Raw genomic sequence first — 25,671 nt, 5'->3', positions numbered from 1 at the left:
AGAACCCCGGTCCATGGACCGGGGCACAATTGCCTAGCAGGGAAATAATTGCCGGATTGGCGCCTGATTTCGCCGGGTTCTGCGTAGTTGCTCAGGTCGCCGACGGCGCGGCCGGTTTGAAGATCATCGCGAAGCCGTCCATGCAGTAGCGCAGGCCGGTCGGCTTCGGGCCGTCATCGAAGACGTGACCGAGATGGCCACCGCAGCGACGGCAATGGATCTCGGTGCGGACCATGCCGAGCGTCGAATCCTTGCGCTCGCCCACAGCATTCTGCAGCGGCTGCCAGAAACTCGGCCAGCCGGTGCCGCTCTCGAACTTGGTCTCCGACGAGAACAGCGGATTGTCGCAGCCGGCGCAGGCGAAGGTGCCCTTGCGCTTTTCCTTGTTCAGCGGGCTCGAATACGGCCGCTCGGTGCCTTCCTTGCGCAGGATCTCGTATTGCTGCGGCGTCAGCTGCTTGCGCCATTCCTCATCGGTCTTCATGACTTCGAACTTCTCGTCCGAGGCAGCCCGCGCCGGCGAAGCCGTCAGCCATTTCAGCGACAGCAATCCTCCCAGGCCAGCAGCGGTCGTCAACAGAAAGCGGCGGTCGATCATGGTTGGTCTCCCTGACAATCGAGACAATCATCTCGTTCGCTTGAAATACGGGCGGACGGGCCGGAAGTTACACGCCGGTTCAGAAATATTACTCACGTTTTGTTGCGCGCCCAAACCGGGTGGATCTGCCTAGCTCGGCCGCGGGCCCCGCGTTCCCGCGCGCAGATTGGCCTCGGCCAGCCGCGCCTCGCGGATTCGCTCCCGTGCCCCGGCTCGTTCGCGGTACCGCGCCAGCGTGCCGGCCAGCGCCGAACCCTGCCGCTCCCATAGCCCGACCGCGTAGCCGACGGCCCGCCCGGTCGTGCCACCAGCCCAGACCAGTTCGAACGGCGCGAACAGCTTGAAGCGATCATCATAGGCATACATGCCACGGGCGATCAGTTGCCCGGCCATGGCCGTCGTGTTGAGGCCCCGATGGCTGAAGCCGCTGGCGACCCACAATCCCTGACGGAGTTGCCCGATCTGCGGCATGCCGTGCACGGTCTGGCCGAGCGCGCCGCCGAAGGTCTCGGCCATGGCAACCTTGCCCAGCGCCGGAAACACGGTGCGGATGCGACGCGCGATGGCGCCGGCATAGCGCTCCGGCTGCCCGGCCCATGTTGTTTCCGGGCTCGACCACATCAGCCGATCACCATCGACGATACGGAAATGGTCGACGCCGTCGCTGTCACTCACCGAGCCCTGAAACGTCACCGCCTCGGCGAGACGCTCACCAAGCGGTTCGGTGATGCCGGCATAGCGCCACACCGGCAACAGCGTGTCCGACAGCTTTTGCGCAGGCGCACCGAGATGGATGTTGCCGGCCAGCACGATGTGTGTGGCACGCATCCGCGCCGACGGAGTCACGATGCGTTTGCGGATGCCGCCGGCATCGATGCTGACCACCGGCGTGTCCTCGAATATCCGCACACCAGCCTGTTTCGCCAGCGCTGCGAGACCCAGCAGATATTTGCGGCCATCGATCTGAAACGCCTTCGGATAATGCACGCCGTGAAAGTAGCGTTTGGTTTTCAGCACGTCGCGGACGCGGTCGATCTGCCAGCCGTCCACTTCAGTATCGAAATCTTCGCCGAGCATCTGCAGGCGTGCGATCAGGCGATCGCCGACATCGACATTGGAGACTTCCAGCGCCCCCTCGGACAGGCCGAGACCTGGGATCAGGTCGTCTGATGCCTGGGTCCGGACATACTCTGCGCCCTGCTTCGAGAGCGCCCACAACTCACGAGCGTCCTCCAGGCCAACACGCGCAATCAGATCGGCGAGCGGCAGGCCAAAGCCCGGCATCACGGTTCCCAACTGGTTGCCGGACGCGTTCCAGCCGACATGGCGCCCTTCGAGCACCGCGACGCTTGCACCCAAACGCGCCGCTTCCAGCGCAATGCTGAGCCCGGCGAGCCCGGCCCCGACCACGCAGACATCGACATCGAGGCTGAAGGTCAGCCGCGCGCGGTCGGCGTCGGCGACCTCAGGTCCAAATGTCACGCTTGCGGAAGGGGCGGTCATAACGTTTTCTTACGGACAGGTGGCGCGCTTGTCACCTTGTCCTCACGGTTCATGTCCATTAATCCGCAGACCTGACGTCTGGCGCGACCGCGCCGCCCGCCTCGCTACTACCTCTTGCCGAATCGAGATCGCGCCATGCGCCGTTTACTGCTGCTGCGTCACGCCAAGACTGAAACGGACGCGCCGAGCGGCAAGGATTTTGATCGCAGGCTGGATGACCGCGGCCGGCTGGATGCGGCTCTCATGGGCGCCTGGCTCAGCAGAAATCCGCCCCTGCCCGATCTGGTCTGCGTCTCCACGGCGGTACGCGCGCAGCAGACCTGGAGCCTCGTGGCCGCGGCGATGCCGGCGGCGAAACCGACAGTCGCCAGCCTTGATGAACTCTATGGCGCCGGCCTCTCCGAATTGCTGGCGGTGATCCGCGGCGCCGCCGTGGAAGATCCAGAGCAGCTGATGCTGGTCGGCCACAATCCCGGCCTGCATGAAATGGCGCTCAGCCTGATTGGCGGCGGCGATGCCGCAGGCAGGAAAACCGTCGCCGACAACTTGCCGACCGGCAGCATCGTCGTGATCGACTTTCCCATCGAGGACTGGAACGACGTTGCCTTCCGCGATGGACAACTCGTGCAATTCGTCAGTCCGAAACTGCTGAAGGGCGCCGCGGGCGAATAAGCTGCGCCCATCGGAACCGGTTTGTGCTATCCTTCTCCGGACGACGATGGAGGTGCACATGTACAAATCCATTCTGGTCCCGATCGATCTGGCCGAAACCGATGTGGCCAAACCCGCGATTGCCCAGGCCGCGACGCTGTCGCAAACCTTCGGTGCCACCGTCCGGCTGCTCAACATAATGCCGATGACCCCGGTGATGCTGGCCGAATATGTCCCGGCGGATTTCGATACTCAGCAACTGGAATCGTCGCAGGCCGCTCTTGCTGCGGTGGCACGCGATTGCGGCATCGACAGCAGCCGCGTCTCCAGCGTGGTGCGACAGGGCGGCATCTATCACGAGATTCTCGAAGAAGCCTCGGCGATCAAGGCCGATCTCATTGTGATGACCTCGCACCGCCCGGCGATGCGCACTTACTTTCTCGGCTCCAATGCCGGCCATGTGGTGCGCTATGCGAAATGTTCGGTACTCGTCGTGCGGCCGTGACTACGGCAACAGCTCGGCCGGCACACTGCTGAATGTGTAGTTGCGCGGTTTATTGCGGCGGATGAAACCGCTGATCTGCCAGCCGAAGAATATTGCGAAGCCAATGATGAAGACCACGCCGGCAAACTCGCCGGTGAGCAACGCGCGCAGGAGCAGCGCGGTCATTGCGAGACCGACAAAGGCCAGTGCCACAACAATCATTGTGTAGATGCCTGGTCGCAGGCCGGAGCTGAGCTTGGCCAGACTACCTGCCACAGCGAGGCGGCGATGCAGCTCCAGGATAAACGCGCTGAAGCCCGACTGCGGCTCCATCAGCGCGACGGTTTGTTTCGACGTCGAGAAGATCGTGATGTGACGACCGTCGGCATGATCGATATCGGCCCGAAAGCGGCGGTGCTGCATACCCATCGGCCGATAGGACAGCCGGATCGCCGCGATATCCGCATAGGCCCAGACACCAGAGCGACGACCTGTGCGCCATAACAAACCTTCATCGGTCAATTCATAACGATGCGCGGCGCCAATCAGGGAGGCCTTGTAGGCATAGGTGTGCCCCGGCCCTGCCGCTTCTGCGGCAGACGATGCGTCTCTGCGCCTGAAGAGGGTCTTGAGCAAACAGAAGTCCCCTGCGCTGTTCGATCTCGCTTGCTTGCGCGATCGCCTGCATGTCCCTTACAAGCTTGCCATGGCCGAGACGACCACTTTTCCGCGCCGCCTGATTCTGGCCGGCGCGATGATTTCAGGATTGCTGCTGACGCTGGCCGTACACATGCTCGGCCAGCGATTCGGCCTCGACCTCGGTGGCCTCTGGCGCAACGATCCCGACAATTTCATGCCGATCGGATCCGCCTTCGCCTGGTGGCTGATCGCGGCGATGGCCTTTGTCGGCGGCTATGTGACCGCTAACCTGCTGCACAGCGCAGCATCCGGTCGCATCCCGCAGCGCATGCGGCAGTTTCTGATCACCATTGGCGTGCTGTTTCTGGCCGGCGCCGGTCAGGCGGCCTCGGCGCCCAACGCTATACCGACGGGTGTTCTGGCCAGTCTTGCCGCCCTCGGCCTCGGCGGCGTCATGGCGTTCTGCGGCGCCCATTTTGCGCTGCGAAAGGCATAGGCGAAGCCCAAAAAAAATCGCGCAGGCTTTCGCCCGCGCGATTGTTCTGTGCCGTGTGATCGCTGGTACCGCGATCAGCTTGCGGCGCGCATATTGACCTTGCCTTCGGCCAATGACGTCAGCTTCTTGTCGGTGGTCTTTTCCTCATCGAGCGTCTTCTGCAGCACGGCCGCGCAATCGTTGCGGCCAAGCTGGCGCGCCCACGCGATCAGGCTGCCGTAACGCGCGATCTCGTAGTGCTCGGCGGCCTGAGCCGCATTGATCAGCGCGGCGTCGAGTACCTTCTTGTCCTCGACTTCCCCGGCGGTCTCGTCGGCTTCCTTGATGATACCGTCGATTGCCGGGCAGGTAACCGCCTTCACCTCGGCGCCGTGCATGGCGAAGACCTGCTCAAGCCGCAGCACATGCACTTCGGTTTCTTGCAAATGCGTCTTGAAAGCCTGCTTCAACAGTGGTTCTGCAGCCTTGTCAGCCATTTTCGGCAGCGCCTTCAGAAGCTGCTTCTCCGCGTAATAAATGTCCTGCAGCTGGTGCACAAACAGGTCATCCATCGTCTTGATGTCCTTGGTGAACAGTCCCATCGTTTCAATCCCGGTGTTCTGGAACGGGGTGGCCGCTGCGGCGCATTGTCCCGCTCGGTTGCGATAGGCCGGTAACCATCGATATTGGGACGTGTTCCGGGACCGTCTTGATTTGCCGCATGGAACATTCGACTTGCCCGCCTATATGAAATGCGGGACGAATGGCTCGGAATTGTCTGTGCGATTGTCGTGCAGGGTCAGGGCTTTGCAGCCGGCGCGGGTATGTGGCGACCTTGCGGCGCGGTATTAACGCTGGCGCTGTCAAGGACTGCACAACGAAACGTTTTTGCCGTAAGGGTTTGGGCTTGATGAGTGAACTTCGCGTATGAGTGAATTGGTCGCCGCTTGCCGCCTGTTACCCCGATCGGCTTTCCACCTGTTCGCGCTCCGCCGGGAGGACGAATGCAACGATTGCTGACCGCGCTCGGGCGCGGCTTCAAGCAACACGTCGGCTGGAAACGGCTGGGTGTTGTCGCAAGCCTGATCGTCATCGCCCTCGCCATCTCCCATCTGGTGCATACGCTGAAGGGCCTCGATACCGCCAAGATCCTGGCGGCGATGGCCGCAAAATCGACGATGCAAATCGCCATGGCGACGCTGTGCGTGATCGGCGCCTTCTGCACTCTCACCTTCTACGATTACTTCGCGCTCAGAACGATCGGCAAGAAGCATGTGCCGTATCGGATCGCGGCACTCTCGGGCTTCACCAGCTACACCATCGGCCACAATATCGGGGCCACCGTGTTCACTGGCGGCGCCATCCGCTTCCGCATCTATTCGGACTACGGATTGAATGCCATTGACGTCGCCAAGATCTGCTTCATCTCCGGACTGACCTTCTGGCTCGGCAATCTGTTCGTGCTAGGCATCGGCATGGTCTGGCATCCGCAGGCCGCCTCGGCCATCGATCTCCTGCCCAATGCCATCAATCGGCTGATCGGGTTCGGCTGTCTGGCCGGCATCATCGGCTATCTGGTCTGGCTGTCGGTCGGCAAGCAACGCCGCGAGCTCGGTCAGAACGGCTGGAAGGTCGTCCTGCCTTCCGCCCAGTTGACGCTGCTGCAGATCGCCATCGGCGTTGTCGATCTCGGCTTCTGCGCGCTGGCCATGTATCTGCTGATGCCCGATCAGCCCTATATCGATTTCGTCTCGCTGGCTGTGGTGTTCATCCTCGCCACCCTGCTGGGCTTCGCCAGCCATGCCCCGGGCAGCCTTGGCGTATTCGACGCCGCTTTGCTGGTGGCGCTGCCGCAGTTCCGCCAGGAGGAGCTGGTCGCCACCGTGGTCATGTTCCGGATCCTGTATTTCATGATCCCGTTCGCCATCTCGATCTGCATCATGGGCACCCGCGAAATCTGGCTCAGTGTCATCCAGCCATGGCACAGGCGCCGCCTGGATGACCGCAATGAACGTCGCGAGATCGAGCCCGCCCCGGTCGTGGTGCATGAGCAGCCATTGAAGCGTCAGTCACAGGGTTGAATCAGTCCCGGGCGTGCCACATCACGCGTCCGGCCAATCGATTTCTTACTTCCGCCCCATACGTGACGTTCAACACCGCCATGGCCCCCATCTATTTCAGACGTTCATTGATCAACCTCGCCGTGCTGCTCGGCATGCTGGGCACGCTGCCGGTTGAACTGGCCGCCGCGCAGGGCGTGGCCAACAGTTCGATCCAGATTTCCTGGGAAGTGCGCAACCGCTTCCGGCTGTTCCGCGAAGAACGTGACTTCCAGCTCCATGTCGACGCCATGCGCAACCGCAGCGTGCTGGCCGCCGAACAGGCTTTGGGCGTGCAGAGCGATGGCCGCGGTTGGGCGCGCAACACCGTCAACCGGCTGTGCATCGATCTGGCCGGAAAGGTCAGCGAGCCCTGCACCCGCGACACCGTCAAGGAAAGCTACCTGACGCCGACCGAACATCCGATCACCGTCCGCCTTACCGGCGAAGTGCCGGTCGGTGCGATCTGCGCCTGGACCTTCGAGGACGGCGAAGGCCCGCGTCAATCCACCCTCGACTGCGCCGAGCCGATCAATTTCCGCGCCATCTATGGTCGCCGCACGGTCGCGACTGTGGAGGTTACCAGCGGCGCCGAGGCTCCTGTGCGGGTCAGCGCCGACATCGCCGTGCGCGACATCCTGATTGCGGGCCTCGGCGATTCCATTGCGTCGGGTGAAGGCAATCCGGATCGTCCGGTTGCGCTGTCCGATGACGGTTTCTGCTTCCGCTCTTATCTCGGCGGCCCCAGCGGGCAGTTCTATCGGCCGAGCCGTGCCGGCTTCAAAGGTGGCCGTTCCTGCGACTCCTATGAGTCGCTGCAGGCCTGGCAGCGCGCGGGCGCGCAGTGGTTCAACGCCGCGTGCCACCGTTCGCTCTATAGCTACCAGACCCGCGCCGCGCTGGCGCTTGCCGTGCAGTATCCGCACGTCGCCGTCACCTATCTGCCGCTGGCCTGTTCGGGCGCGACCATCGCCGACGGATTGCTGGGTGGACAGCGCGCGCGTGAGTGCCTCACCACGAAGAATGCGAGCACCTGTGCGGGCAGCGTCAACGCGCAGATCGCCGAACTGCGCGAAGCCATCACTGCCGCCAAGCGCCGTCAGCCGGCACGCCGGCTCGATCTCGTGCTGCTGTCGATCGGCGCCAACGACATTAACTTCTCCGGGCTCGTTGCCGACGTCATCGTCGAGAACGCCACCGAACGTGCGCTGTTCAAGCGCGGCGGCATTCTTGGCTCGGTCGAGGACTCCCGCAGCGCGCTGGTCCGCGAACTGCCCTCCAGCTTCGGCAAGGTGCGGGAAGCCCTGAAGCCGCTGCTCGGCGGAGACATGTCGCGCGTGGTGTTTGCCGCTTACGCCAACCCGACTTTCGCCAATGGCGCACCCTGCCCCGGCGGCCCGGCCGGCTTCGACGTGCATCCGTCATTCTCAGCCGATCCGCAGCGGCTGGCCAATGTCGCGAATTTCGTCGAGTCCGAATTCCTGCCGCAACTGAAGTCCATCGCGCTGTGTCAAGGCGGCGTACTGTGCCGCAATCCCGAAGCCGACCGTATGACCTTCGTCGATCAGCATCAGGCGAGTTTCGCCAATCACGGCTTCTGCGCACGCTCCGCATCCGATCCCGAATTCGATCGCGCCTGCTTCTCGCCCAAGGGCGACAGCTTCGAGACCAGTCTCGTCGAAGCGGCGGCGCAGCCGATGGTGTGCGGTCGCGGCGCCAGCGAATTCCGCCCCTATTTGCCGCGTGGCCGCTGGATCCGCGACGCCAATGACAGCTACTTCGCGGCGATGACCTATCCGCAGGGCTATTCGGCGGCGATCCAGCCGGCCGATATCCATGACGCGACCTGGGGCATTCTCTCCGCCGTCTATGGCGGTGCGATCCATCCCACCGGCGAAGGTCATGCAGCAATGGCCGATGCCGTCGTGCCGGCAGCGGCGAGCGTATTGCGGCTGGGCGCGGAAGCTGATGTCACGCAGGAGCCACTGGCACCGATGGTGCTGCAGCCAGCTGCGCGATAGGACGATCAGCTCAGCTATCCATCGAGGTCCCGGCAGAAGGAAAGCGGTCCGGACTACGCCCGTCCGTCGCCTTCGACACAGCTTTGACCATGTGGCGCGCGTCTCGGCAGTCCATGGCCGAAGACAACAAAGCTGATGCCCGCGAGAATCCACACGCTCATTCCGCCATAGAGCATGACCCAGCCGAACCCTTGGGTCAGGGCGTCTTGAATGACGGCTCCGCCGGGATTGTATTCGGACGCGAGCGCCGTGCCGGCTGCGACGCTTTCTGCCAGCGAGCGTAAGAGCTCGACACTGGTACCGCTCGGTAGCGCGGCCTTCAAAGACGCACGAACTCCCTCGACGAGAATGAGGCCCATGAGCGCGATATTAATGGCAAGCGCAATCATGCGGGCGCTCATATCGATGCCTGACGCCATGCCCGCGCGTTCCTGCGGCACTGATCCGGTCGTCGTGTTGGTCACGGGCGTATTGGTCAGCCCCAATCCGATGCCGGCAAGGACGCATCCCGGCAGCATCGTCAGCCAGCTCGCATGCGCGACCGAGCTGCCGATCTTCATGGCGAAGAACCCCGCTCCAATCGTGAACAGGCCGAGCGGGATGACCAGACCCGGATGGAAACGTAGCACGAGCCGTTCGGCCACCGGCGGCACGACCAGCGTCGGCAACGTATAGGCCAGAAGCGACAGTCCGGCGCCGACGCTGCTATAACCCAACCCTGCCTGGAAATAGATCGGCAGATAGATCATGAACGGCCAGAAGCTGAAGTTCATGGCCATCGAGCCGACCAGCGCGCCGGAAAAATTACGGATCCGGAAGACGGTGAAGTCGAACATCGGCCTCGGGCTGAGACGCTCGGCGAAGACAAAGCCGATCAGGCTTGCAGCGAACACGCCGACGACCGCAAACGCCGTCCAGCTGTCGAAGCCGATATCCGGGCCTTGCGTAATGAAGAATGCGAGGCAGAAGACTGCAAGCGAGAGCGTGATGATCCCTGCAAGATCAAGGCTGCTGGCCTCCGGATCGCGCGACTCGCGAACTCCGCTCCCGGCGAGGATCAAGGCGATCACGGCAAGCGGGGCATGGATGAGGAAGGCCCATTCCCAGCTCGACAAAGCCACGATTGCGCCGCCGATGATCGGGCCGAAGCCCAGACCGATGCCAAAGATGATCCCCCACCAGCCGAATGCAACGGCGCGTTGCCGCCCTTCCGGAAATTGATGGGATAGCACCGCGACCTGGCAGATCAGCATCGCCCCGCCGCTCATGCCCTGGAGAAATCTGGCAACGATCAGCACCAATATATTTTCGGTCAGACCGCAAAGCAGCGATGCAGCGGCAAACGCGACGATCGCAATCAGATAGACGCGCTTGCGCCCATAGCGATCCGCGAGCGTGCCGGTTGCCATCAGCACCGTCGTCACCGCGATCGCATACGCATTCATGACCCATTGGAGCTGTTTGAAATCGGCATGAAGCACCCGCTCCAGTGTCGGCAGGACCGCGGGAATGCTGGAAATCTCCAGACCGAACATCAGGGAGGTGAGACAGGCAGCCGCCAAAGCCAATGTGCTTTGTCGTGTCGATTCGGAGAGCATGGGAGCCTTTCGGGATAATAACGCGCCACAGTGAAGCCCGACGACAGAGGATGAGGTCCACCCGGTCTCCGTTGTGATGAACGCAACATAGGCAGAGGTTGACCATTTCAGAATTGGATGGTTGATTATTTCAGAGACAACAAATCTGGATAACTCAAATGAGCGCCCTGGACGTGGATGCGGTGCAGGCATTCGTGACCATCGCCAATCTTCAGAGCTTCACCCGCGCAGCGGAAGCGCTCGGCACGACGCAGGGCGCGATCAGCGTGAAGCTGAAGCGGCTGGAAGACCGCCTCGGCCATAAATTGATCGAACGAACCCCGCGAATGGTGCGCCTCTCGGCGCAAGGCGCGCTATTCGTCGATTCAGCCCGCGACTTCCTGGCCGCGCATGATCGCGCTGTCGCAGCTTTGTCTGCGACCCGTCGCCGTTTCGCACTCGGCATTGCGGCCCATGTGGCCGGGCCGGAGGTTCCGACGCTGCTGGCTCGCCTGAATGCCCATGACCCCACGCTCACGATCGAGGTTCGCCTCGATAATTCACGCAATTTGCTGGACGCATTCGACCGCGGCGAAATCGATGCGGCCATCGTCCGGCGTGAGGATGACCGACGCGACGGCGAAGTGCTTGCGCCCGAGCATTTCGGCTGGTTCGCAGCACCAGGCTTTGTGCACCGGCCGGGCGAGGCATTGCGACTGGCGGCGCTAACGCCAGTATGTGGCGTGCACGACGTTGCCATTCATGCGCTGGACGCGGCCGGCATCGCATGGACGGAGGTGTTTCTCGGTGGCGGCTCTTCAGTCGTGTCGGACGCGGTCTCGGCGGGCCTTGCCACCGCGGTCTTCTCCTGCCGGCTTGCACCGGCCGGCACCATCGAAGTCAGCCAGAAGTTTGGCCTGCCGCCGCTGGCGTCATCGGAAATCGTACTTCTCTCGACACTGTCGGATATGCAATCTCGCCAAGCGCTGCGAACCCTCGCGGCTGCGTTCCGCGAACACCGCGCGCATACGAGCTAGGTAGCGTATGGAAGGCGATCCAGCAGCGGCTGCGCCAGATGCAGGACCTGATAGCAAGCACCAGCATCGGTCTGTTCATTCTCTGACAGCAGAACGCGGGTGAATATCCACTTTTCGGCATCCAGTCCGATCACGGCTGCAACAATTCCGGCGCGAACCGAGAGATCCGCGTTGCGCTCGATCTCCCCTCTTATCGTTGTTTCAAGATCGGCGTCGGGCGGTATGGCGATATCTTGCCGATAGGCGAAGCGAGCTTTCCGGCTACGCCCCTTGCGGGCATCGAGGGCAACGCGTGTTTCGATCCGCGCCCGACCGAACATATCGACGACGATCTTGTAACCGCCGTTCACGAGAAAATCGCGAAACGCCTCGTCGTGCCGCCACAGATAAAGCGAGGAATAGCTAGACGTCGTTGCACCGAAGCGCCCGCTCTCTCGCAAGAGAAATCCCTTGAAATAAAGCTCCGGCTTTGCATCCCAGAGCGGCCCACGCTCCTGTGCGCGTGAGCGGATCAAGCCGAGATCATAGTCGGCGGGCAAGCGATGCTCGTAATGCGCAACGATCATCGTGATGGGCTCCTTCAGCAGCCATTGTCATTGAATCGATGCACGATATCGATCGACCGGCCGCGAAGAACAGACGTGGAATCATATTTCTACGATCCGGTATTCAAATGAATGACGTCCGGAGAGAGCCGACAAGCAACGTTGGAAGCTGGCGCGCCACGATTGAATTGGCAACGAAATGGCCGACGCGCCATGGCGTCGGCTTCCAGAATGCGGGGTGTTGGACAGTCTTCGCTTGTGGGGGAGCCACAATCAAGTTGGCGGCGATCAGCGCGCGACGTTGCTACCCGGGGTCACGTTGCTGGCCTTCTTCATCGGCGCGACGGGGGCCTTCGCGGCGGCATTACCGACGGTTGGCGGCTTCACGGCTGCTGCCGCGAGGGTCGGCACATATTTCGCGATCACGGTTGGATCGAGCGAGGCCATTTCGGTGTCGGGCAGACGGTACCAGGTCTCGTCCTTGCCGAGCAGCGCAATGCCCCAATAGCCACGCACGGTGAGCGCCCGACCATCGGCGCTGACGCTCATCTTGGCCTTGTAGACCTTGCCATCGCGCGGATCGAGAATGTTGCCGTTTTCGTATTTCAGTCCCTGCTGCTGCATGTTGCGGATGAAGGAGATGCCCAGCACTGGCTGGCCCTTCCGGTCATCGACGCACTTGCCGCAGAAGTCGTCGCCCGGCTTGTCATCGGGGCTCGGGAACGTCTTGGCGATCGCGCCTTCGAATACGCCGCCGCCATGATCAACCACCAGAACCCAGACGACAGGCTTGTTGTTCTCGACCTTCTGCCAGAGCCCGGCAGCAGTCGGCTCAGCGGCGCGGAGAGGGCCGGCGAACATCGCGCATGCGGCCAGACCTGAAGCGACTGTGAGCGCCAGACGTCGGAATCGAAGTTGTGCCATCGCCTTCCCCACTGCAGTTCGTCGTCCAGGCATCCGCCGAGTATCCGCACTCGATCCGATTGCATAGACTATCAATCTTCCGCGACGAGAGAGTGACTGCGGTTGATGGCTTTTGCAAGATTGCCGATCGCGCCCCGGATGTCCGATTGTGTCAGCGGCCACAGCTTTGCCACAAGCTGCCCCACCGAACCCGACGCGGTTACCGGCGATCCGAACCGCCTTTGCATCTCCGTCATACAAGATGATTCCAACAACTAGCCGAAGTTAGTTAACGCCGAGCTTCTTCTGCAGGCTCGAGGAGGACGTCGTGTACTGAAACACCAGTCGCTTGTCCGGATAGACGTAGTGATACGCCTTCTGTGCCATCAGCGCGCCCTCGTGGAAGCCGGACAGGATGAGTTTCAGCTTGCCGGGATACGTATTGATATCTCCGATGGCGAAGATGCCGGGCACGTTGGTCTCGAACGACGCCGTCTCCACCGGGATCAGGTTGTTCTCCAGCGTGACGCCCCAGTTGGCGACCGGACCGAGCTTCATGGTCAGGCCGAAGAACGGCAGGATCGTATTGCAGTCGATCCGGACACTTTCGTTGTCATTGCCCTTGATAACAGCCCCAGTGAGATGGCCTCCCTCGCCTTCGAGCGCTGTGACCTGACCGATCTGCAGGTCCATCTGACCGGCTGCCACGAGCTTGCGCACCTGCTCGACACTGTGAGGCGCAGCACGAAAATCATCGCGCCGATGCAACAGCGTGACGCGCCGCGCGACCGGATGCAGGTTGAGCGTCCAGTCCAGCGCACTATCGCCGCCGCCGACGATCAGCAGATCCTTGTCGCGGAATTGCTCCATCTTGCGCACCGCGTAGAACACCGACGTGCCTTCATAGGCCTCGATGCCCGGCACCGGCGGACGCTTCGGCTGGAACGAGCCGCCGCCGGCGGAGATCACCACCACCTTGGTTTCGAACACCTGGCCGGCATCCGTCGTGACACGAAACAAGGGATCGCCGATCTTCTCGATGGTCTCGATCATTTCATTCAGATGAAAGGTCGGATGGAACGGCTTGATCTGCTCCAGCAGTGCTTCGGTCAGCCCCTGACCGGTGACCAGCGGAATCGCAGGAATGTCGTAGATCGGTTTTTCAGGATAGAGCTCGGCGCATTGGCCACCGATCTTGTCCAAGATATCGACGAGGTGGACCTTCATATCGAGCAGACCAAGTTCAAAAACGGCGAACAGTCCGCAGGGGCCGGCGCCGATGATCAGCACGTCCGTCTTGATCGTTTCGCCCATAGTGTTTTGTCTCGGTTGAACCAGCCCTGCGAGATCGCAGAGCCTGGCGCCATCCGGCTGTTGCGTCCAGCCTAGCGGCGCCACACGGGGAAAGCCACAGCGGCTCGGCCTGAAATCAGCATGTGCCCCGCCCTTGCCTGGGCTGTGCAACTGCGCTGTAACAGGCGCAAACCTGCCAAGCATTGCTGGAGATCAATTTCGTGAACGCCCCTGCCCGCGCTCCGGCGCCTGTCCTCGACGACTATCCCTATCGCCTGTCGGACAATGTGCGCTTTGCGGATCTCGATCCGAACAATCACGTCAACAACGCGGTGTATTCGAGCTATTTCGAGACCAGCCGCGTGTTGCTGATGCGGGACCCGGCGTGCGGGCTGATCGCGCCTGGCCAAAGCTGGGTGCTGGCGCGGCTCGATATTCACTTTCGCGCCGAATTGCACTGGCCCGGCAAGATCGAACTCGGGCTCGGCGTCACCAAGATCGGCCGGACCTCGGTGACCTATTCGCAGGTCGTGTTTTCGGAAGGCAAGTGCATGGCCTCGGCGATCGCAACGACCGTGATGGTTGGCCTCACCAGCCGTCAACCAACGCCGATCCCGCCCGACGTCGTCGACCGGTTTCAGCCATGGATGCTGCGCGGCTTGAACGCGCAGTAGATAACAAGGCTTGGAAAGCTCAGGCCTGGCGTTCCGGCGTGATCACGACAAGTCCATCGAGCGCATCGGTGATCTTGATCTGGCACGACAGCCGGGAGTTCGGCTTGATGTCGTAACCGAAGTCCAGCATGTCCTCTTCCATCGGCGTCGGCGCACCGACGCGTTCCTGCCAGGCTTCGTCGACATAGACGTGGCAGGTGGCACAGGCGCAGGCGCCGCCACATTCGGCTTCGATACCCGGGATGGCATTGCGAATGGCCGCCTCCATCACCGTGGAGCCGATCTCGGCGTCAATGCTGCGGGTCTCACCGGAGTGATCGACAAAGTTTATCTTGGCCATGATGCTCGCGCTGCCGAAAGGAAGATACCGGCTGTCCTATAACGGGTCGATCCGGATCGCGCCAGCGCTCCGCAGCAAAACCGTCATCTAGAAAAGCCGTGCCAAGCAGGACCCCTTTGGGGAATCAAAAACGATCCCTTTTGGGATCAAAGCTGATCCCTTGGGAATCAGGACCGTTTCAGAAGGACGTCGATCTCCGCCCGCGCCTCGAGAACAGCGTCGGTGAGCGTCATCAGGGCCTCAGCGGTATCGCTGCTGTCGCGCAGCGTCGTTTCCAGCCATTCGGCGGCTTCCGTGATGCGGAACGCGCCGACCGCCTGCGCGGAGCCCTTCAGCTTGTGCGTGAGTTCAGCCGCATCCGTCGGCATTTTGACGATCTTCTCGATCAATTCGCTCGACTGCGCCGCGAACATCGCCAGAACTTCACGTTCCAGGCTGCTATCGCCCATAGTCATACGTTGAAGGTGGGGGAAATCGATCGGTCCGTCGTCGGGAACCAGCGGCGGTGACGGCATCCATTGAACCCGTTCGAGGTGAAGCGGCATTGATGATGGCCCAAATTCCCGCCAACCGAACGATCCGGCTGCGATTTTTTGCAGCCAAACACGGAATTGGTTAACGGAACGTTCTAGGTACAATCCGCTGGGTTGACGCAGTTTTGACGCAAACTCGCCACGATTGAGGGGCCATTCCGTTTATTTGAGGCGCCACAAGAAGTTACCGGGGGAAGCCGTTAACTATCATTAAGAATGTCTTAACCAGAACCATTTCATTCGCGCGACCAAGCCAATAGGATGTTTGCGGAAGTAGCGGACAAGCCGAGCGACCGGCAGTCCGAAATTCGTCCCGCGGGGTGCACATGGCCAGTTGCCATGCTGCAGGCGGGAACGAATCGTGGGGACTTCTGTGTCAGTTGCGTAATCAGGGGGCGTGGAACGAGCATGGCAAACAACACCAAAAAGGCCAAGGATCCGACCGAAGTCGCGCTCTCTGCCATCCAGGAAGCTCTCAACATCAGTGACCCCGCGCATGTCGATCGCGATCAACCCGCGATCCGTGCCGACAACGCCCCCACCAATCCATCTTCCCCCGTCGACCTCGACGACAACGCCTTCGACGCACGCATCGCCAATGATCGCCCGAGCTTCGAGCCGCAGGACGATCAGCGCTTTGCGCGCCGTCCCGCAAACGATGACCGCGAAACCATCGGCCAGATCCTGCAGGCGCTGCAGAAGAACCGCCCCGCCCGCAACGTCTATACGCTCGCCACCCTGTTCGCCGGCTTGTGGATCGTCGGCGCAGGCCTGTTGACCGTTGCGTTCCTGCCGTCGCTGCAGGCCCTGATCGGTCAGGGCTCCGGCGGCACGCTGGCTCTGGCTGGCCTTGCTGCGCTGCTGTTCGCTCCAATTTTGCTGTTTTACTTCCTCGCCAGCCTCGCCTGGCGCGGCCAGGAAATGCGCCTGATCGCCCAGTCGATGGCACAGGTTGCGATCCGCTTCTCCGAGCCCGAAAGCACGGCCAGCGACTCGATGGTCACGGTCGGCCAGGCGATCCGCCGCGAAGTCGCCGCGATGGGCGACGGCGTCGAGCGCGCGATTGCGCGTGCCGGCGAACTCGAAACCCTCGTCGCCAACGAAGTTTCCGCGCTCGAGCGCGCTTACTCTGACAACGAAGTCCGCATCCGCGCGCTGCTGCAGGACATCGCGCATCAGCGCGACAACCTGGTCGGTCAGGCCGAGCAGGTTCGCTCCGCCATTTCGGGCGTGCAGATCGATCTCCGCCACGACATCGCACTGATTTCGGACGCCATCGCATCACGCGTCGATGAAGTCGCCAAGAGCATCACCGGCGCCCTCGAAGAGCGCGGTGAACACATCACCCGTGCGCTCGGCAATGCCGGCGACAACATGATCCTCGCGCTCGGCGAGCGTGGCGGCGACCTGCTCGACCGCCTCGAAGAGGCCAGTGCCGAGACCACCCGCGCGGTGCTCGACGCCAGCGAGCGTCTGACGACGAGCCTCAACTTCAAGACCGGCCACGTACACGACGAGTTCGTCGATCTGGCAGACCGCGTCCACGAAATGCTCAACGAGCGTATCGACCGCATCACCAGCGAATTCGAACAGCGCTCCTCGACCATCGTCGATCGCGTGTCGGACCGCACCGAGCAGGTCCACGACTCGCTTAAGAATTCCAGCGATAGTCTGCTGCTCGAACTCGAGCTGCGCAGCGGCGACCTCGTCAGCAAGATCGACGATGCCGGCAACCGCCTGGCCAACCAGATCCTCACGTCAGGTGACAAGGCGGGCGAGTCCCTCGACGCCACCGTCAACGCACTGGTCGCCAAGGTCGCGAGCCAGACCGAAACCGCGCACGACACCCTCAGCCTGCAGATGAACGCCTTCGACGAACTGGTGAAGGAACAGGGCAGCGAGCTGGCCGAGCGCTTCTCGCGCGACAGCGGCACGCTGGGCGCACTGATCACCAAGCACATCTCGGAATTCGACCGCACCGTGAAGACCTTCGGCGGCGAAGTCGTCGATCGCCTGGGTCAGCGTACGCAGGACATCTCGGAAACGCTGAAGACCTATGTCGATAATTTCGACACCCGCGTCGCGTCCAATGTCGGCGGCATCACGTCGTCGCTCGACACCCGCCTCGCAGAATTCGAGACCAAATTCGAAGGCCGCGTCGTCAATCTCGATGCGTCGCTCGACACCAGGATCAAGTCGTTCGACGAGACCGTCGATGGACGTCTCAAGAGCCTTGAAGAAACGTTTGACGCGCGCGCGCAGTCGGTCACCGCGACCATCGATACGCGCCTTGAGAACCTCGCATCGACGCTCTCGGAAGGTGCCAATCAGGCCGTCCAGTCGGTCGACGCGCGCCTGACGCATCTGACCACCGCCCTGACCGAAGGCGCGAATCTCGCAGTCAGCTCGGTCGACGGCCGCCTGACCCACCTGACGACCGCGCTCACGGAAGGCGCCGTGCAGGCGATCCACTCGATCGACGACCGCCTTTCCTACTTCACGAGCTCTCTCACGGAAGGCACGACGCAGGCGATCACGGCCATCGACAGCCGCATCAACAACGTCACCGATGCCATCGACAGCCGCAGCACGCAGTTCGCGGATACCATCACTGCGCGCTTCCAGACGATCCACGAAGGCATGGAAGGTCGTATCGGCATCGTCGCCGGCGGGATCGAAACCCGCGTCGAACAGTTCGAGGAACTGCTCGGCTCGCGCATTGAGGCTGTTGCCGGCCGTATCGAAACCTCCGGCCGCACGGCCAGCGACTCGCTCATGGCCCGCGCCGAAGAACTCTCGATCGGCATCAAGACCAATGTCGAGGACGCCGAGCGTTCGCTCACGCATCTCATGGTCAACACGAGCGAGACCATTCAGGCTGGCGCCCGCGCCGCGCAGGAATCCCTCGTGTCGGTCTCGACCGATGTCGGCGCGCAGCTGAAGCTGACGGCGTCCGATATCGAGAGCTCGCTGACCGCCGTCGGCACCACTGCCGCCACGGCCATCGTCAACAGCGCCCGCGATGCGCAGGCCACGCTGGTCAATGCGTCTTCGGAAGCCTCGCTGCAGGTGAAGTCGCTGTCGGCCGATGTCGAACGCACCCTCACCGCGGCCGGCTCCGCCACGGCAGCCTCGATGCTGTCGGGTGCTCGCGACGCCCAGTCGACACTGGTCGCCACCTCTTCGGAAGTTGCCAGCCAGATCCAGTCGCTCTCGGCCGATATCGAACGCACACTCACTGCCGCCGGCACGGCGACGGCCGACTCGGTCCTGTCCGGCGCCCGCGCCGCGCAGAGCACACTGGTCGCCGCATCGACAGACGCCTCGCAGCAGGTCCGCACCCTTGCGGCCGACGTGGAGCGCACACTAATCGCCGCCGGCACCGCCAGCGCGGACTCGATCCTGGCCAGCACGCGCAACGTCCAGTCCTCGCTGATCGACGCCTCGACCGAAGCGTCGAACCATGTCCGCAACCTCGCGGCCGACATGGAGCGCAGCCTGACCACCGCCGGCACCGCAACTGCCGAGTCGATCGTCGCCGGCGCCCGCGAAGCCCAGAGCACGCTGGTCACAGCATCTTCCGAGGCATCAAGCCACGTGAAGTCGCTCTCCATCGACGTGCAGCGCACACTCACCGCGGTCGGCGCCGATACGGCGGCTGCGATTCTCTCGAGCGCTCGCGAAGTGCAGACCTCGCTGGCAACCTCCTCGGCGGATGCCGCGAACCAGATCAAGGTGATCTCCGCCGACATCGAGCGTTCGCTCTCGAACGTCACTGCCAACACCACCGACAACATCCAGACCAGTGCGCAGAATGCGCACAACTCGCTGGTCGCCGCCTCGAACGAGATCACCACCAAGATCAAGACCACCTCGTCGGAGATCGAGCGGTCGGTGTTCGCCGCTTCGGGCAGCTTCGGCACCACGATGACCGGCAAGACCGACGAAATCGTCACCTATGTGCAGCAGCAGACCGACCGTCTGTCGCAGATGGTCGACGCCAAGCGCGGTTCGCTGGTCGATGCGCTGGGCGCCAAGGCCAATCAGCTCACGGTCGATATCGATCGCGTCACCGCCGACGCGCTCAAGGCGATCGAGAGCCGCGGCCAGACCTTCTCGCAGACCATGGTCACCAACAGCACGGACGTGGCTCGCGCGATCACCACGGCTGGCGAACTCGCCACCGGTGCGGTCAACAAGTCGCTGAAGGATCTCGAGCAGAGCTCGCGCACCGCCATCGAGCAGTCGCGTCAGGTCTCGATCACTGCGGTCACGGAAATGCAGGAAACCAGCAAGATCCTGCGCACCGATACCGTGGCGCTGTTCGAACGCCTGCGTGAAGGCAACATCCTGCTGCAGGAAGTCCTCACCGGCGCCCACGACAATCTCAACTCGCTGGAGCGCGCTCTGGTCACCCGCGTGGCGGACTTCGTGTCCACCATGAACGACGTGACGTCGCGCAACGGCCTGGCTACCCAGACGCTGGAAGAACAGCTCACCGTCTTCACCTCCAAGACCTCCAAGGCCCTGGAAGATCTCGGCTCACTCTCGGGCCAGTTCGAAACCCATGGCCATGCCCTCGTGGACGCCGCGGCTCTGGTCGAACAGAGCAACCGCACCACGATGTCGTCGGTCGGCGAACGCAAGGCGGCGCTGGAATCGCTGGTCACCACCATCGATCTGCGCACCACCGATCTCGATCAGCGCCTCACCCGCTTCACCGGCCTGCTCGATGAATCGCTGGCAGCCGCTGAAGAACGTGCCCGTGACATCGCCCGCGTCGTCGCGGAGACCGCAGGTCAGGGCTCGGCAGCGATCAGCCGGCAGTTCGAAGCCGTCCGCACTGCAGCGGAAGAAGAACGCCGCGCGACAACGCAAGCCATGAGCGAAATCTACCAGCAGGGCACGCAGGAAGCCGATGCCATGTTCAAGCAGTCGGCCGACAAGTTCTCGTCGATGGTCGCCAGCATGAAGCAGATGGCTGCCGAAATGCACAACGAGCTCGAGAGCACCCGCACCGAACTGCGCCGTGGCGTTCTCGACATGCCGCAGGAAGCCGCCGAGAGCACTGCGCAGATGCGCAAGGTGATCGTCGACCAGATCGAGGCGCTCGCCGAGCTCAACCGCATCGTTGCCCGTCATGGCCGCGGCCTCGACGTGGTCTCGACCAGCCGCACCACCAGCGTGCAGCGTGACGAGGAGCCGGCGATGGCGATCGCCAGCAGCCGTAGTGAAGCGCGCCACGAGGCTCCGCGTCCGGCCCCGCGCCGCGAGGAGCCGCCTGCCCGTAGCGCAACGAACTTGCCGATGCCCGATATCGGTGGCCCAGCGCCGCGTCGCACCGAAGCGCCGTCGGTCGCTCCGGCCAACTCCGACCAGGGCCGTGACGGCTGGTTGTCGGATCTGCTCGGCCGCGCCGATCACGTCGAAGAAGATCGCACGCCGCCGCGCCGCGCACCGGCTCCGCAGCAGCCTGCAGCCTCGGCCAATCCGCTGGAGTCGCTGTCGCTCGACATCGGCCGCTTGATGGATCGGACGCTCGCCGCTGAAATGTGGGATCGCTATCAGCGCGGCGAGAGCAAGGCCTTCAGCAAGCGGCTCTATACGCCCGCCGGCCAGAAGGCTTTCGATGAAGTCGCCCGCAAGTATCGGTCGGATCGCAACTTCAAGGGCACGGTGGATCGCTACATCACCGAGTTCGAACGCCTGCTTGACGAAGTCGCCCGCGATGAACGCGGCCCAGCAGCGCTGCGCAGCCATCTGACCTCGGAAACGGGTCTGGTCTACACCCTGCTCGCTCATGCAGCGGGTCGGCTGGGCTAAGCAAGATTAAATACGAACGCGAAAAGCGGAGGCAGCGATGCCTCCGCTTTTTTGTTGGGCATGCTGTTGTGCCGGAGCGCTAGACGCGGGGCCGGGCCGGTGCCGTCATCACGCGGGATCCTTGTCGTGAATGTTGACGCCGAATGGCAAGGACACCCAGGCATGCCGCCGGCAATGATAGACGGAGATCTCCGGAGGCGGAAAATCGGGATCGGCAAAGCAGCCGACCGCCACCGCTACGGAACGCGCTTCATATCCTTCTTCGGTGTGGAAGAGATTGGTGCCGCAGACGGGACAGAACCGGAATCGAAAGCGCGCCCCCTGATCCCCTGTGCGGACATACTCGGTCGCGATGCCGCTCACATTGTAACTTGGCCCGAAGCCCGCGAGCGCGGCAAAGACGCTGCCGGTCCGGCGCTGGCAAGCGAAACAGTGGCATATACCGACGCCCCTCGGCTCGCCTTCGAGCACGATGGACAGCTGACCGCACGAACAGGACGCAGTTCTCGACATGACGGAGCTCCTCGATGCAGCGGTCTGCTGGATCACGGGCCGTGACAGTTACCTTATGCGAACCCGATGCGTTGGGTGAAGCTGCGCGTCTCGCCCACCGCGATGTGCATCACGCCCGGCTTGTCGGCGAACTCGCCGTCAAAATCCACCGGGCTGGCATAGCCGTACCACGGCTCGATGCAGAGGAATGCAGCGCCGGATGGTTTCGACCAGATGCCAAGTTCGCGAAAGCCTTCCCAGGCGAAGGTGATCGTCGGTCCGCCAGGCGCGCTATAGCTCAGCGACCTGCTGGCGAGATGATCGAAGATCATCGCATCCTTCACGAACAGCGATTCCGACAGCGCCAGTGCGCCGCCCTGCACCGGTGACGATTCCGGCTCCTTCAGCAGCAACCCGCCTTCGAGGCGTCGGATCGGCGCCGGTTCGGCATCGGAGAAGATGATCGTATGCGCGCGCTTGTCGGCGCCATCCTTCAGCGGCCAGTGAAATGCCGGATGCGCACCGATCGAGGCCGGTAGCATCTCGTCGCCAGTGTTGGTGACGGCATAACCGATCACCAGTTCATCGCCCTCGATCACATAGGTGACGTCAAGCCGGAACGCGAACGGATATTTCGCCCGGCTGGCGTCATTGTCCGCCAGCGATAGCGCGCAGGATGCAGGTCCCTGCCCGGTCCAGCTGAAGCGCTGGTCGCGCGCAAAGCCGTGTTGGGTCATCGCATAGACCTGGCCGCGATGGCGCAGCACATCGTCCTTCAGCTTCCCGACAATCGGAAACAGCAGCGGCGCGTGGCGAGGCCATTCCTCACCGGCCTGCCAGAGCACCTCATGCCCATGCGCATCCTTCAATGAGCAGAGTTCGGCGCCATCGGCCTTGATCGTCGCCGTGACGCGGCCATTGCTGATGGTGAAGCTATCTTGGGTCTCCATCAGCGCGCTCCCTGTATATTCAGACTGGTGTCTATTGAGCCTGCTGGCGACGACGCGGCGGAGCGACAGATGCCGGAGGCGCCGCCGGTGCAGGCGCAGCCGCGGGTGTGCCGCTGCTGGCGCCAAACAACAGGCGCGTCGGGTTGCGGTCAAGATTGTTCACCGCACGGCTGATATCGGCGAGCGTGCGGCGACCGTCGAGGATCAGAGCACCCGAGCGCTTGTCGAGGTTCTCGGTCAGCTCATGGAACGACTTCACAGCCGCCGTGAGTTCGCCGCCGTCTTTGCCGCCCGCGAGCGCATCAAGGCCGAGCAGGATATTGTCGGTTCGCGCAACGACGCTGTCGGCTTTGCCCATGACACCATCGGCTTTGCCCATCACGCTGTCGATCTTCAGCATGATGCCGTCGATCACTTCGGAATTTTTCGCCAGCGTCGCCGTGAAGGTTTCGACATTCTTCATGGCGCCCTTGAGAGTATCCTGATTGTCGGCGACCAGACGATTGACGTTGTTCAGCGTTGCCCGGATCGATTCAGAGATATCCCGCAGTAGTTCCGGATCGGCCGTCAGCACCGGCACGCCGTCGGTGTCCAGCGGGACCGCGGGCGCAGCTTCATCGCCGCCCTTCAGCGCGATCGCCGCTACACCGGTGAGCCCCTGAAATTCCAGGCCGACCTGCGTGTCCTTGCGAATGGGCGCGATATTCTCGACCATCGCCAGCGCAACGACGCGCTTGGGATTGTCGAGCTTCACCGAGACGACTTCACCGACCCGGATACCATTGAAATTGACATTGCCGCCGTTGCGCAGGCCCGACGCCGCGCCTTCGAAAATGATGCGCAGCGGCGTGCGCTGCGTGGTCGAATGCAGATTCTGGAACCACAACACGAAGCCGAACGCTGCGGCGATCACCGCCAGCGTGAAAATTCCGATCAGGACGAAGTTCGCCCGCGTTTCCATCAAACCAACTCCAGTACAACTAGCCGATAACAGCGCGTGCGCGCTTGCCGTGGAAATATTCCCGAAGCCAGGGATGCTGCGAGGCCAGCATGTCGGCCATCGTTCCCTGCGCGATGATCTTGCCATTACCGAGAACGGCGATCCGGTCGCAGGCTGTATGCAGGCTGTCGAGATCATGAGTTACCATGAAAACGGTCAGCCCCAAAGTTCGCTGCAGCGTGCGCACCAATTCGTCGAAATCGCCAGCGCCGATCGGATCGAGACCCGATGTTGGCTCGTCCAGGAACACGATCTCCGGATCGAGCGCGAGCGCCCGCGCCAGCGCCACGCGCTTGATCATGCCGCCCGAGAGTTCCGACGGATAGCGATCGGCGACCTCCGGCTTGAGACCGACCATGGTAAGCTTGGCCATGGTGATCTCGTCGAGCAGGCGTTCCGAGACCTTGAGATATTCGCGCACCGGAAACTGGATGTTCTGTCGCACGTTGAGCGACGAGAACAGCGCCCCGTGTTGAAACAGGATACCCCAACGCCGCTCGACTTCGCGGCGTTCCTTGTCGCCGCTGTCGAGATCGGTGCCGAACACTTCGATCGTGCCGGAGACCTTTGGGACGAGGCCAATGATCGTGCGCATCAGCACGGACTTGCCGGCGCCGGACGCGCCGACGAAACCGAGGATTTCGCCGCGCGCCACGTTCAGGTTGAGGCCGTCGAGCACCCGACGGCTGCCGAATGCCACGGTAAGATCGCGCACGCTGATGATCGCATCGGCAGAGCTGGAGGCGGCAGCCGTCGGCGTCTCAGTAATGGGCGTCGCAGTCGTCGAGGTCATGGCCGTCAGATCCCGATCGTTGCGAAGAAGATCGCGAATACGCCATCCATCACGATCACGAAGAAGATTCCCTTCACCACCGATGATGTGGTGTGCTGCCCCAGCGACTCCGCGCTGCCCTGCACGGCCAGGCCTTCGACGCAGGCCACGATGCCGATCACCATGGCCATCACGGGCGCCTTCACCATGCCAACGATGAAGTGGTTGATCGAAATCGCCTCGCGCAGCCGCGAGAGGAACGACGACGGATCGACGCCGCCATAGAGCCAGGCGACCAGACCACCGCCATAGAGCGCAGCCATCGCGCCGAGAAATGCGAGAATAGGCAGCGCCAGCACCAGCGCCACCATGCGCGGCAGGATCAGAACTTCGATGGCATCGAAGCCCATGGTACGAAGCGCATCGATCTCCTCGCGCATCTTCATGGAGCCGAGTTCGGCTGTGTAGGCGCTGCCGGACCGGCCGGCGACCATGATCGCCACCAGCAGCACGCCGAGCTCACGCAGCACCAGCACGCCGAGCATGTCGACCACGAAGACGTCGGCGCCGAAGCGGCGGAAATGGAACAGGCCCTGCTGGGCAACGATACAGCCGATCAGGAACGTAATCAGGACCACGATCGGTACTGCGTTCCAGCACACCTGCTCCAGGTGATGCACCACCGAGGTGAGCCGGAATTTCGACGGATGCCGCCAGACGCGGAACCAGGCCGCGATCACGGCACCGATCATATCGACCAGCGCGACGAGGGTTTCCCCGATGCCATAGATATTGCGACCGATGCCATCGAGCACGGCAGTCAGGGCGCTACCGCTTGCCGGTAACGGGACCGCGGGCTTCACGCGGCGGACCTCGTCGACCAGGGTCGCGTAATTCGCCGAAAGGCCCGCGATCTGCGCCTCGTGGCCGCCATTGGTCAGCGCCCGACGCAACCGCTCGATCAGCCAGGCGCCGAATGTGTCCAGCTTGGAGACCTGCGACACGTCGATGAAGATGTTGGGGCGGCTACCGGTCAGCTTTTCGGCCTCGCCGACGAGTTTTTCGAGCGCGGGGGCAAAACGCGCCGTCCACGACCCAGCCGCGCACAGCGCCAAGCCGTCGCCTTTCGCGATCTGTTCCAAGGTCGGGCCGCTCAAAACAGGCTCCCGCGGGCGTTCAGTCTGTGCATGAACAAAGTATTAACACGCCCAAATACGTTTCTGAGAAGCCAAGTGAAGCCAACACGTTGCTATGGTTAATAT

The 25,671-nt window shown here is 62.7% G+C and carries 23 protein-coding genes; 8 read left to right on the top strand and 15 right to left on the bottom strand.

The window, feature by feature from the left end; all coding sequences use genetic code 11:
* Window positions 1-91: 91 nt before the first annotated feature.
* Both msrB and AB8A23_RS14495 read right to left on the bottom strand, forming a co-directional pair.
* Window positions 92-598, bottom strand: coding sequence for a peptide-methionine (R)-S-oxide reductase MsrB (gene msrB, locus AB8A23_RS14500; protein ID WP_120291386.1), 507 nt, complete (start codon window positions 596-598; stop codon window positions 92-94).
* Window positions 599-727: 129 nt separating this feature from the next.
* The gene (locus AB8A23_RS14495) at window positions 728-2,101 is read right to left on the bottom strand and encodes an NAD(P)/FAD-dependent oxidoreductase (protein ID WP_439059355.1); all 1,374 of its coding nucleotides are present in this window, start codon (window positions 2,099-2,101) and stop codon (window positions 728-730) included.
* A gap of 135 nt (window positions 2,102-2,236) precedes the next feature.
* Here AB8A23_RS14495 and AB8A23_RS14490 point away from each other — a divergent pair, with 135 nt between their 5' ends.
* Both AB8A23_RS14490 and AB8A23_RS14485 read left to right on the top strand, forming a co-directional pair.
* Window positions 2,237-2,773, top strand: coding sequence for a SixA phosphatase family protein (locus tag AB8A23_RS14490; protein ID WP_439059356.1), 537 nt, complete (start codon window positions 2,237-2,239; stop codon window positions 2,771-2,773).
* Between the two features lie 58 nt (window positions 2,774-2,831).
* A complete protein-coding gene (locus AB8A23_RS14485; protein WP_093757305.1) occupies window positions 2,832-3,257 on the top strand; it encodes a universal stress protein in 426 nt (141 codons plus the stop codon).
* On the opposite strand, the gene AB8A23_RS14480 is transcribed toward AB8A23_RS14485, so the two are convergent.
* Complete coding sequence (locus AB8A23_RS14480) at window positions 3,258-3,872, bottom strand: hypothetical protein (RefSeq protein ID WP_439059357.1); 615 nt, start codon at window positions 3,870-3,872, stop codon at window positions 3,258-3,260.
* A gap of 70 nt (window positions 3,873-3,942) precedes the next feature.
* Between AB8A23_RS14480 and AB8A23_RS14475 the strand changes: the two genes are divergently transcribed.
* Window positions 3,943-4,371, top strand: coding sequence for a hypothetical protein (locus AB8A23_RS14475; protein WP_439060526.1), 429 nt, complete (start codon window positions 3,943-3,945; stop codon window positions 4,369-4,371).
* 74 nt (window positions 4,372-4,445) lie between these two features.
* On the opposite strand, the gene AB8A23_RS14470 is transcribed toward AB8A23_RS14475, so the two are convergent.
* Window positions 4,446-4,952 (bottom strand): YciE/YciF ferroxidase family protein, encoded by a 507-nt coding sequence (locus AB8A23_RS14470; protein ID WP_439059358.1) that lies wholly within the window; start codon window positions 4,950-4,952, stop codon window positions 4,446-4,448.
* Between the two features lie 402 nt (window positions 4,953-5,354).
* Here AB8A23_RS14470 and AB8A23_RS14465 point away from each other — a divergent pair, with 402 nt between their 5' ends.
* Both AB8A23_RS14465 and AB8A23_RS14460 read left to right on the top strand, forming a co-directional pair.
* Window positions 5,355-6,431: a lysylphosphatidylglycerol synthase transmembrane domain-containing protein gene (locus AB8A23_RS14465; RefSeq protein WP_184518800.1), complete on the top strand. Its 1,077-nt coding sequence runs from the start codon at window positions 5,355-5,357 to the stop codon at window positions 6,429-6,431.
* An 80-nt stretch (window positions 6,432-6,511) separates the two neighbouring features.
* On the top strand, window positions 6,512-8,470 hold the full coding sequence (locus tag AB8A23_RS14460; RefSeq protein WP_439059359.1) for a hypothetical protein: 1,959 nt from the start codon (window positions 6,512-6,514) through the stop codon (window positions 8,468-8,470).
* A 53-nt stretch (window positions 8,471-8,523) separates the two neighbouring features.
* Here AB8A23_RS14460 and AB8A23_RS14455 read toward each other — a convergent pair whose 3' ends face one another.
* On the bottom strand, window positions 8,524-10,068 hold the full coding sequence (locus tag AB8A23_RS14455) for an MFS transporter (RefSeq protein ID WP_439059360.1): 1,545 nt from the start codon (window positions 10,066-10,068) through the stop codon (window positions 8,524-8,526).
* 158 nt (window positions 10,069-10,226) lie between these two features.
* Between AB8A23_RS14455 and AB8A23_RS14450 the strand changes: the two genes are divergently transcribed.
* Complete coding sequence (locus tag AB8A23_RS14450) at window positions 10,227-11,084, top strand: LysR family transcriptional regulator (protein WP_068735591.1); 858 nt, start codon at window positions 10,227-10,229, stop codon at window positions 11,082-11,084.
* Here the strand turns inward: AB8A23_RS14450 and AB8A23_RS14445 are convergent.
* The 3 genes from AB8A23_RS14445 to AB8A23_RS14435 all read right to left on the bottom strand — a co-directional run bounded on the left by AB8A23_RS14445 (window position 11,081) and on the right by AB8A23_RS14435 (window position 13,846).
* Window positions 11,081-11,650, bottom strand: a complete 570-nt coding sequence (locus AB8A23_RS14445; RefSeq protein WP_320445023.1) for a DUF4865 family protein — start codon at window positions 11,648-11,650, stop codon at window positions 11,081-11,083. The genes AB8A23_RS14450 and AB8A23_RS14445 overlap by 4 nt on opposite strands.
* Before the next feature lie 267 nt (window positions 11,651-11,917).
* Window positions 11,918-12,553, bottom strand: coding sequence for a DUF2147 domain-containing protein (locus AB8A23_RS14440; RefSeq protein ID WP_320445024.1), 636 nt, complete (start codon window positions 12,551-12,553; stop codon window positions 11,918-11,920).
* Window positions 12,554-12,817: 264 nt separating this feature from the next.
* Window positions 12,818-13,846: an NAD(P)/FAD-dependent oxidoreductase gene (locus tag AB8A23_RS14435; RefSeq protein WP_439059362.1), complete on the bottom strand. Its 1,029-nt coding sequence runs from the start codon at window positions 13,844-13,846 to the stop codon at window positions 12,818-12,820.
* 200 nt (window positions 13,847-14,046) lie between these two features.
* Between AB8A23_RS14435 and AB8A23_RS14430 the strand changes: the two genes are divergently transcribed.
* Window positions 14,047-14,499 carry an acyl-CoA thioesterase gene (locus AB8A23_RS14430; protein ID WP_092147107.1) on the top strand — a complete coding sequence of 151 codons (453 nt, stop codon included), beginning with the start codon at window positions 14,047-14,049 and terminating at the stop codon, window positions 14,497-14,499.
* A 19-nt stretch (window positions 14,500-14,518) separates the two neighbouring features.
* On the opposite strand, the gene AB8A23_RS14425 is transcribed toward AB8A23_RS14430, so the two are convergent.
* Both AB8A23_RS14425 and AB8A23_RS14420 read right to left on the bottom strand, forming a co-directional pair.
* Entirely contained in the window at window positions 14,519-14,839 is a 321-nt protein-coding gene (locus AB8A23_RS14425) for a 2Fe-2S iron-sulfur cluster-binding protein (RefSeq protein WP_089265206.1), read from the bottom strand.
* 167 nt (window positions 14,840-15,006) lie between these two features.
* Complete coding sequence (locus tag AB8A23_RS14420) at window positions 15,007-15,477, bottom strand: Hpt domain-containing protein (RefSeq protein ID WP_439059363.1); 471 nt, start codon at window positions 15,475-15,477, stop codon at window positions 15,007-15,009.
* Between the two features lie 303 nt (window positions 15,478-15,780).
* On the opposite strand from AB8A23_RS14420, the gene AB8A23_RS14415 reads away from it, so the two are divergent.
* Entirely contained in the window at window positions 15,781-21,195 is a 5,415-nt protein-coding gene (locus AB8A23_RS14415; protein ID WP_439059364.1) for a hypothetical protein, read from the top strand.
* A gap of 108 nt (window positions 21,196-21,303) precedes the next feature.
* On the opposite strand, the gene AB8A23_RS14410 is transcribed toward AB8A23_RS14415, so the two are convergent.
* From AB8A23_RS14410 to AB8A23_RS14390, 5 genes are read right to left on the bottom strand one after another with little or no spacing between them, the layout of a single operon-like run.
* Window positions 21,304-21,708 carry a GFA family protein gene (locus tag AB8A23_RS14410; RefSeq protein WP_093756638.1) on the bottom strand — a complete coding sequence of 135 codons (405 nt, stop codon included), beginning with the start codon at window positions 21,706-21,708 and terminating at the stop codon, window positions 21,304-21,306.
* Window positions 21,709-21,761: 53 nt separating this feature from the next.
* Window positions 21,762-22,637, bottom strand: coding sequence for an aldose 1-epimerase family protein (locus AB8A23_RS14405; RefSeq protein WP_439059365.1), 876 nt, complete (start codon window positions 22,635-22,637; stop codon window positions 21,762-21,764).
* A 31-nt stretch (window positions 22,638-22,668) separates the two neighbouring features.
* Entirely contained in the window at window positions 22,669-23,598 is a 930-nt protein-coding gene (locus tag AB8A23_RS14400; RefSeq protein WP_089265211.1) for an MlaD family protein, read from the bottom strand.
* A 19-nt stretch (window positions 23,599-23,617) separates the two neighbouring features.
* Window positions 23,618-24,430: an ABC transporter ATP-binding protein gene (locus AB8A23_RS14395; protein ID WP_439059366.1), complete on the bottom strand. Its 813-nt coding sequence runs from the start codon at window positions 24,428-24,430 to the stop codon at window positions 23,618-23,620.
* A 5-nt stretch (window positions 24,431-24,435) separates the two neighbouring features.
* Window positions 24,436-25,566 carry an ABC transporter permease gene (locus AB8A23_RS14390; RefSeq protein WP_089265213.1) on the bottom strand — a complete coding sequence of 377 codons (1,131 nt, stop codon included), beginning with the start codon at window positions 25,564-25,566 and terminating at the stop codon, window positions 24,436-24,438.
* Between the last annotated feature and the right edge of the window lie 105 nt (window positions 25,567-25,671).

The sequence above is a fragment of the Tardiphaga sp. 619_E2_N8_4 genome, assembly GCF_051810905.1.
Taxonomy (GTDB): Bacteria; Pseudomonadota; Alphaproteobacteria; order Rhizobiales; family Xanthobacteraceae; genus Tardiphaga; species Tardiphaga robiniae.
The sequence above is the reverse complement of the archived record's forward strand: the minus strand, read 5'-3'. Positions and strand labels throughout refer to the sequence as shown.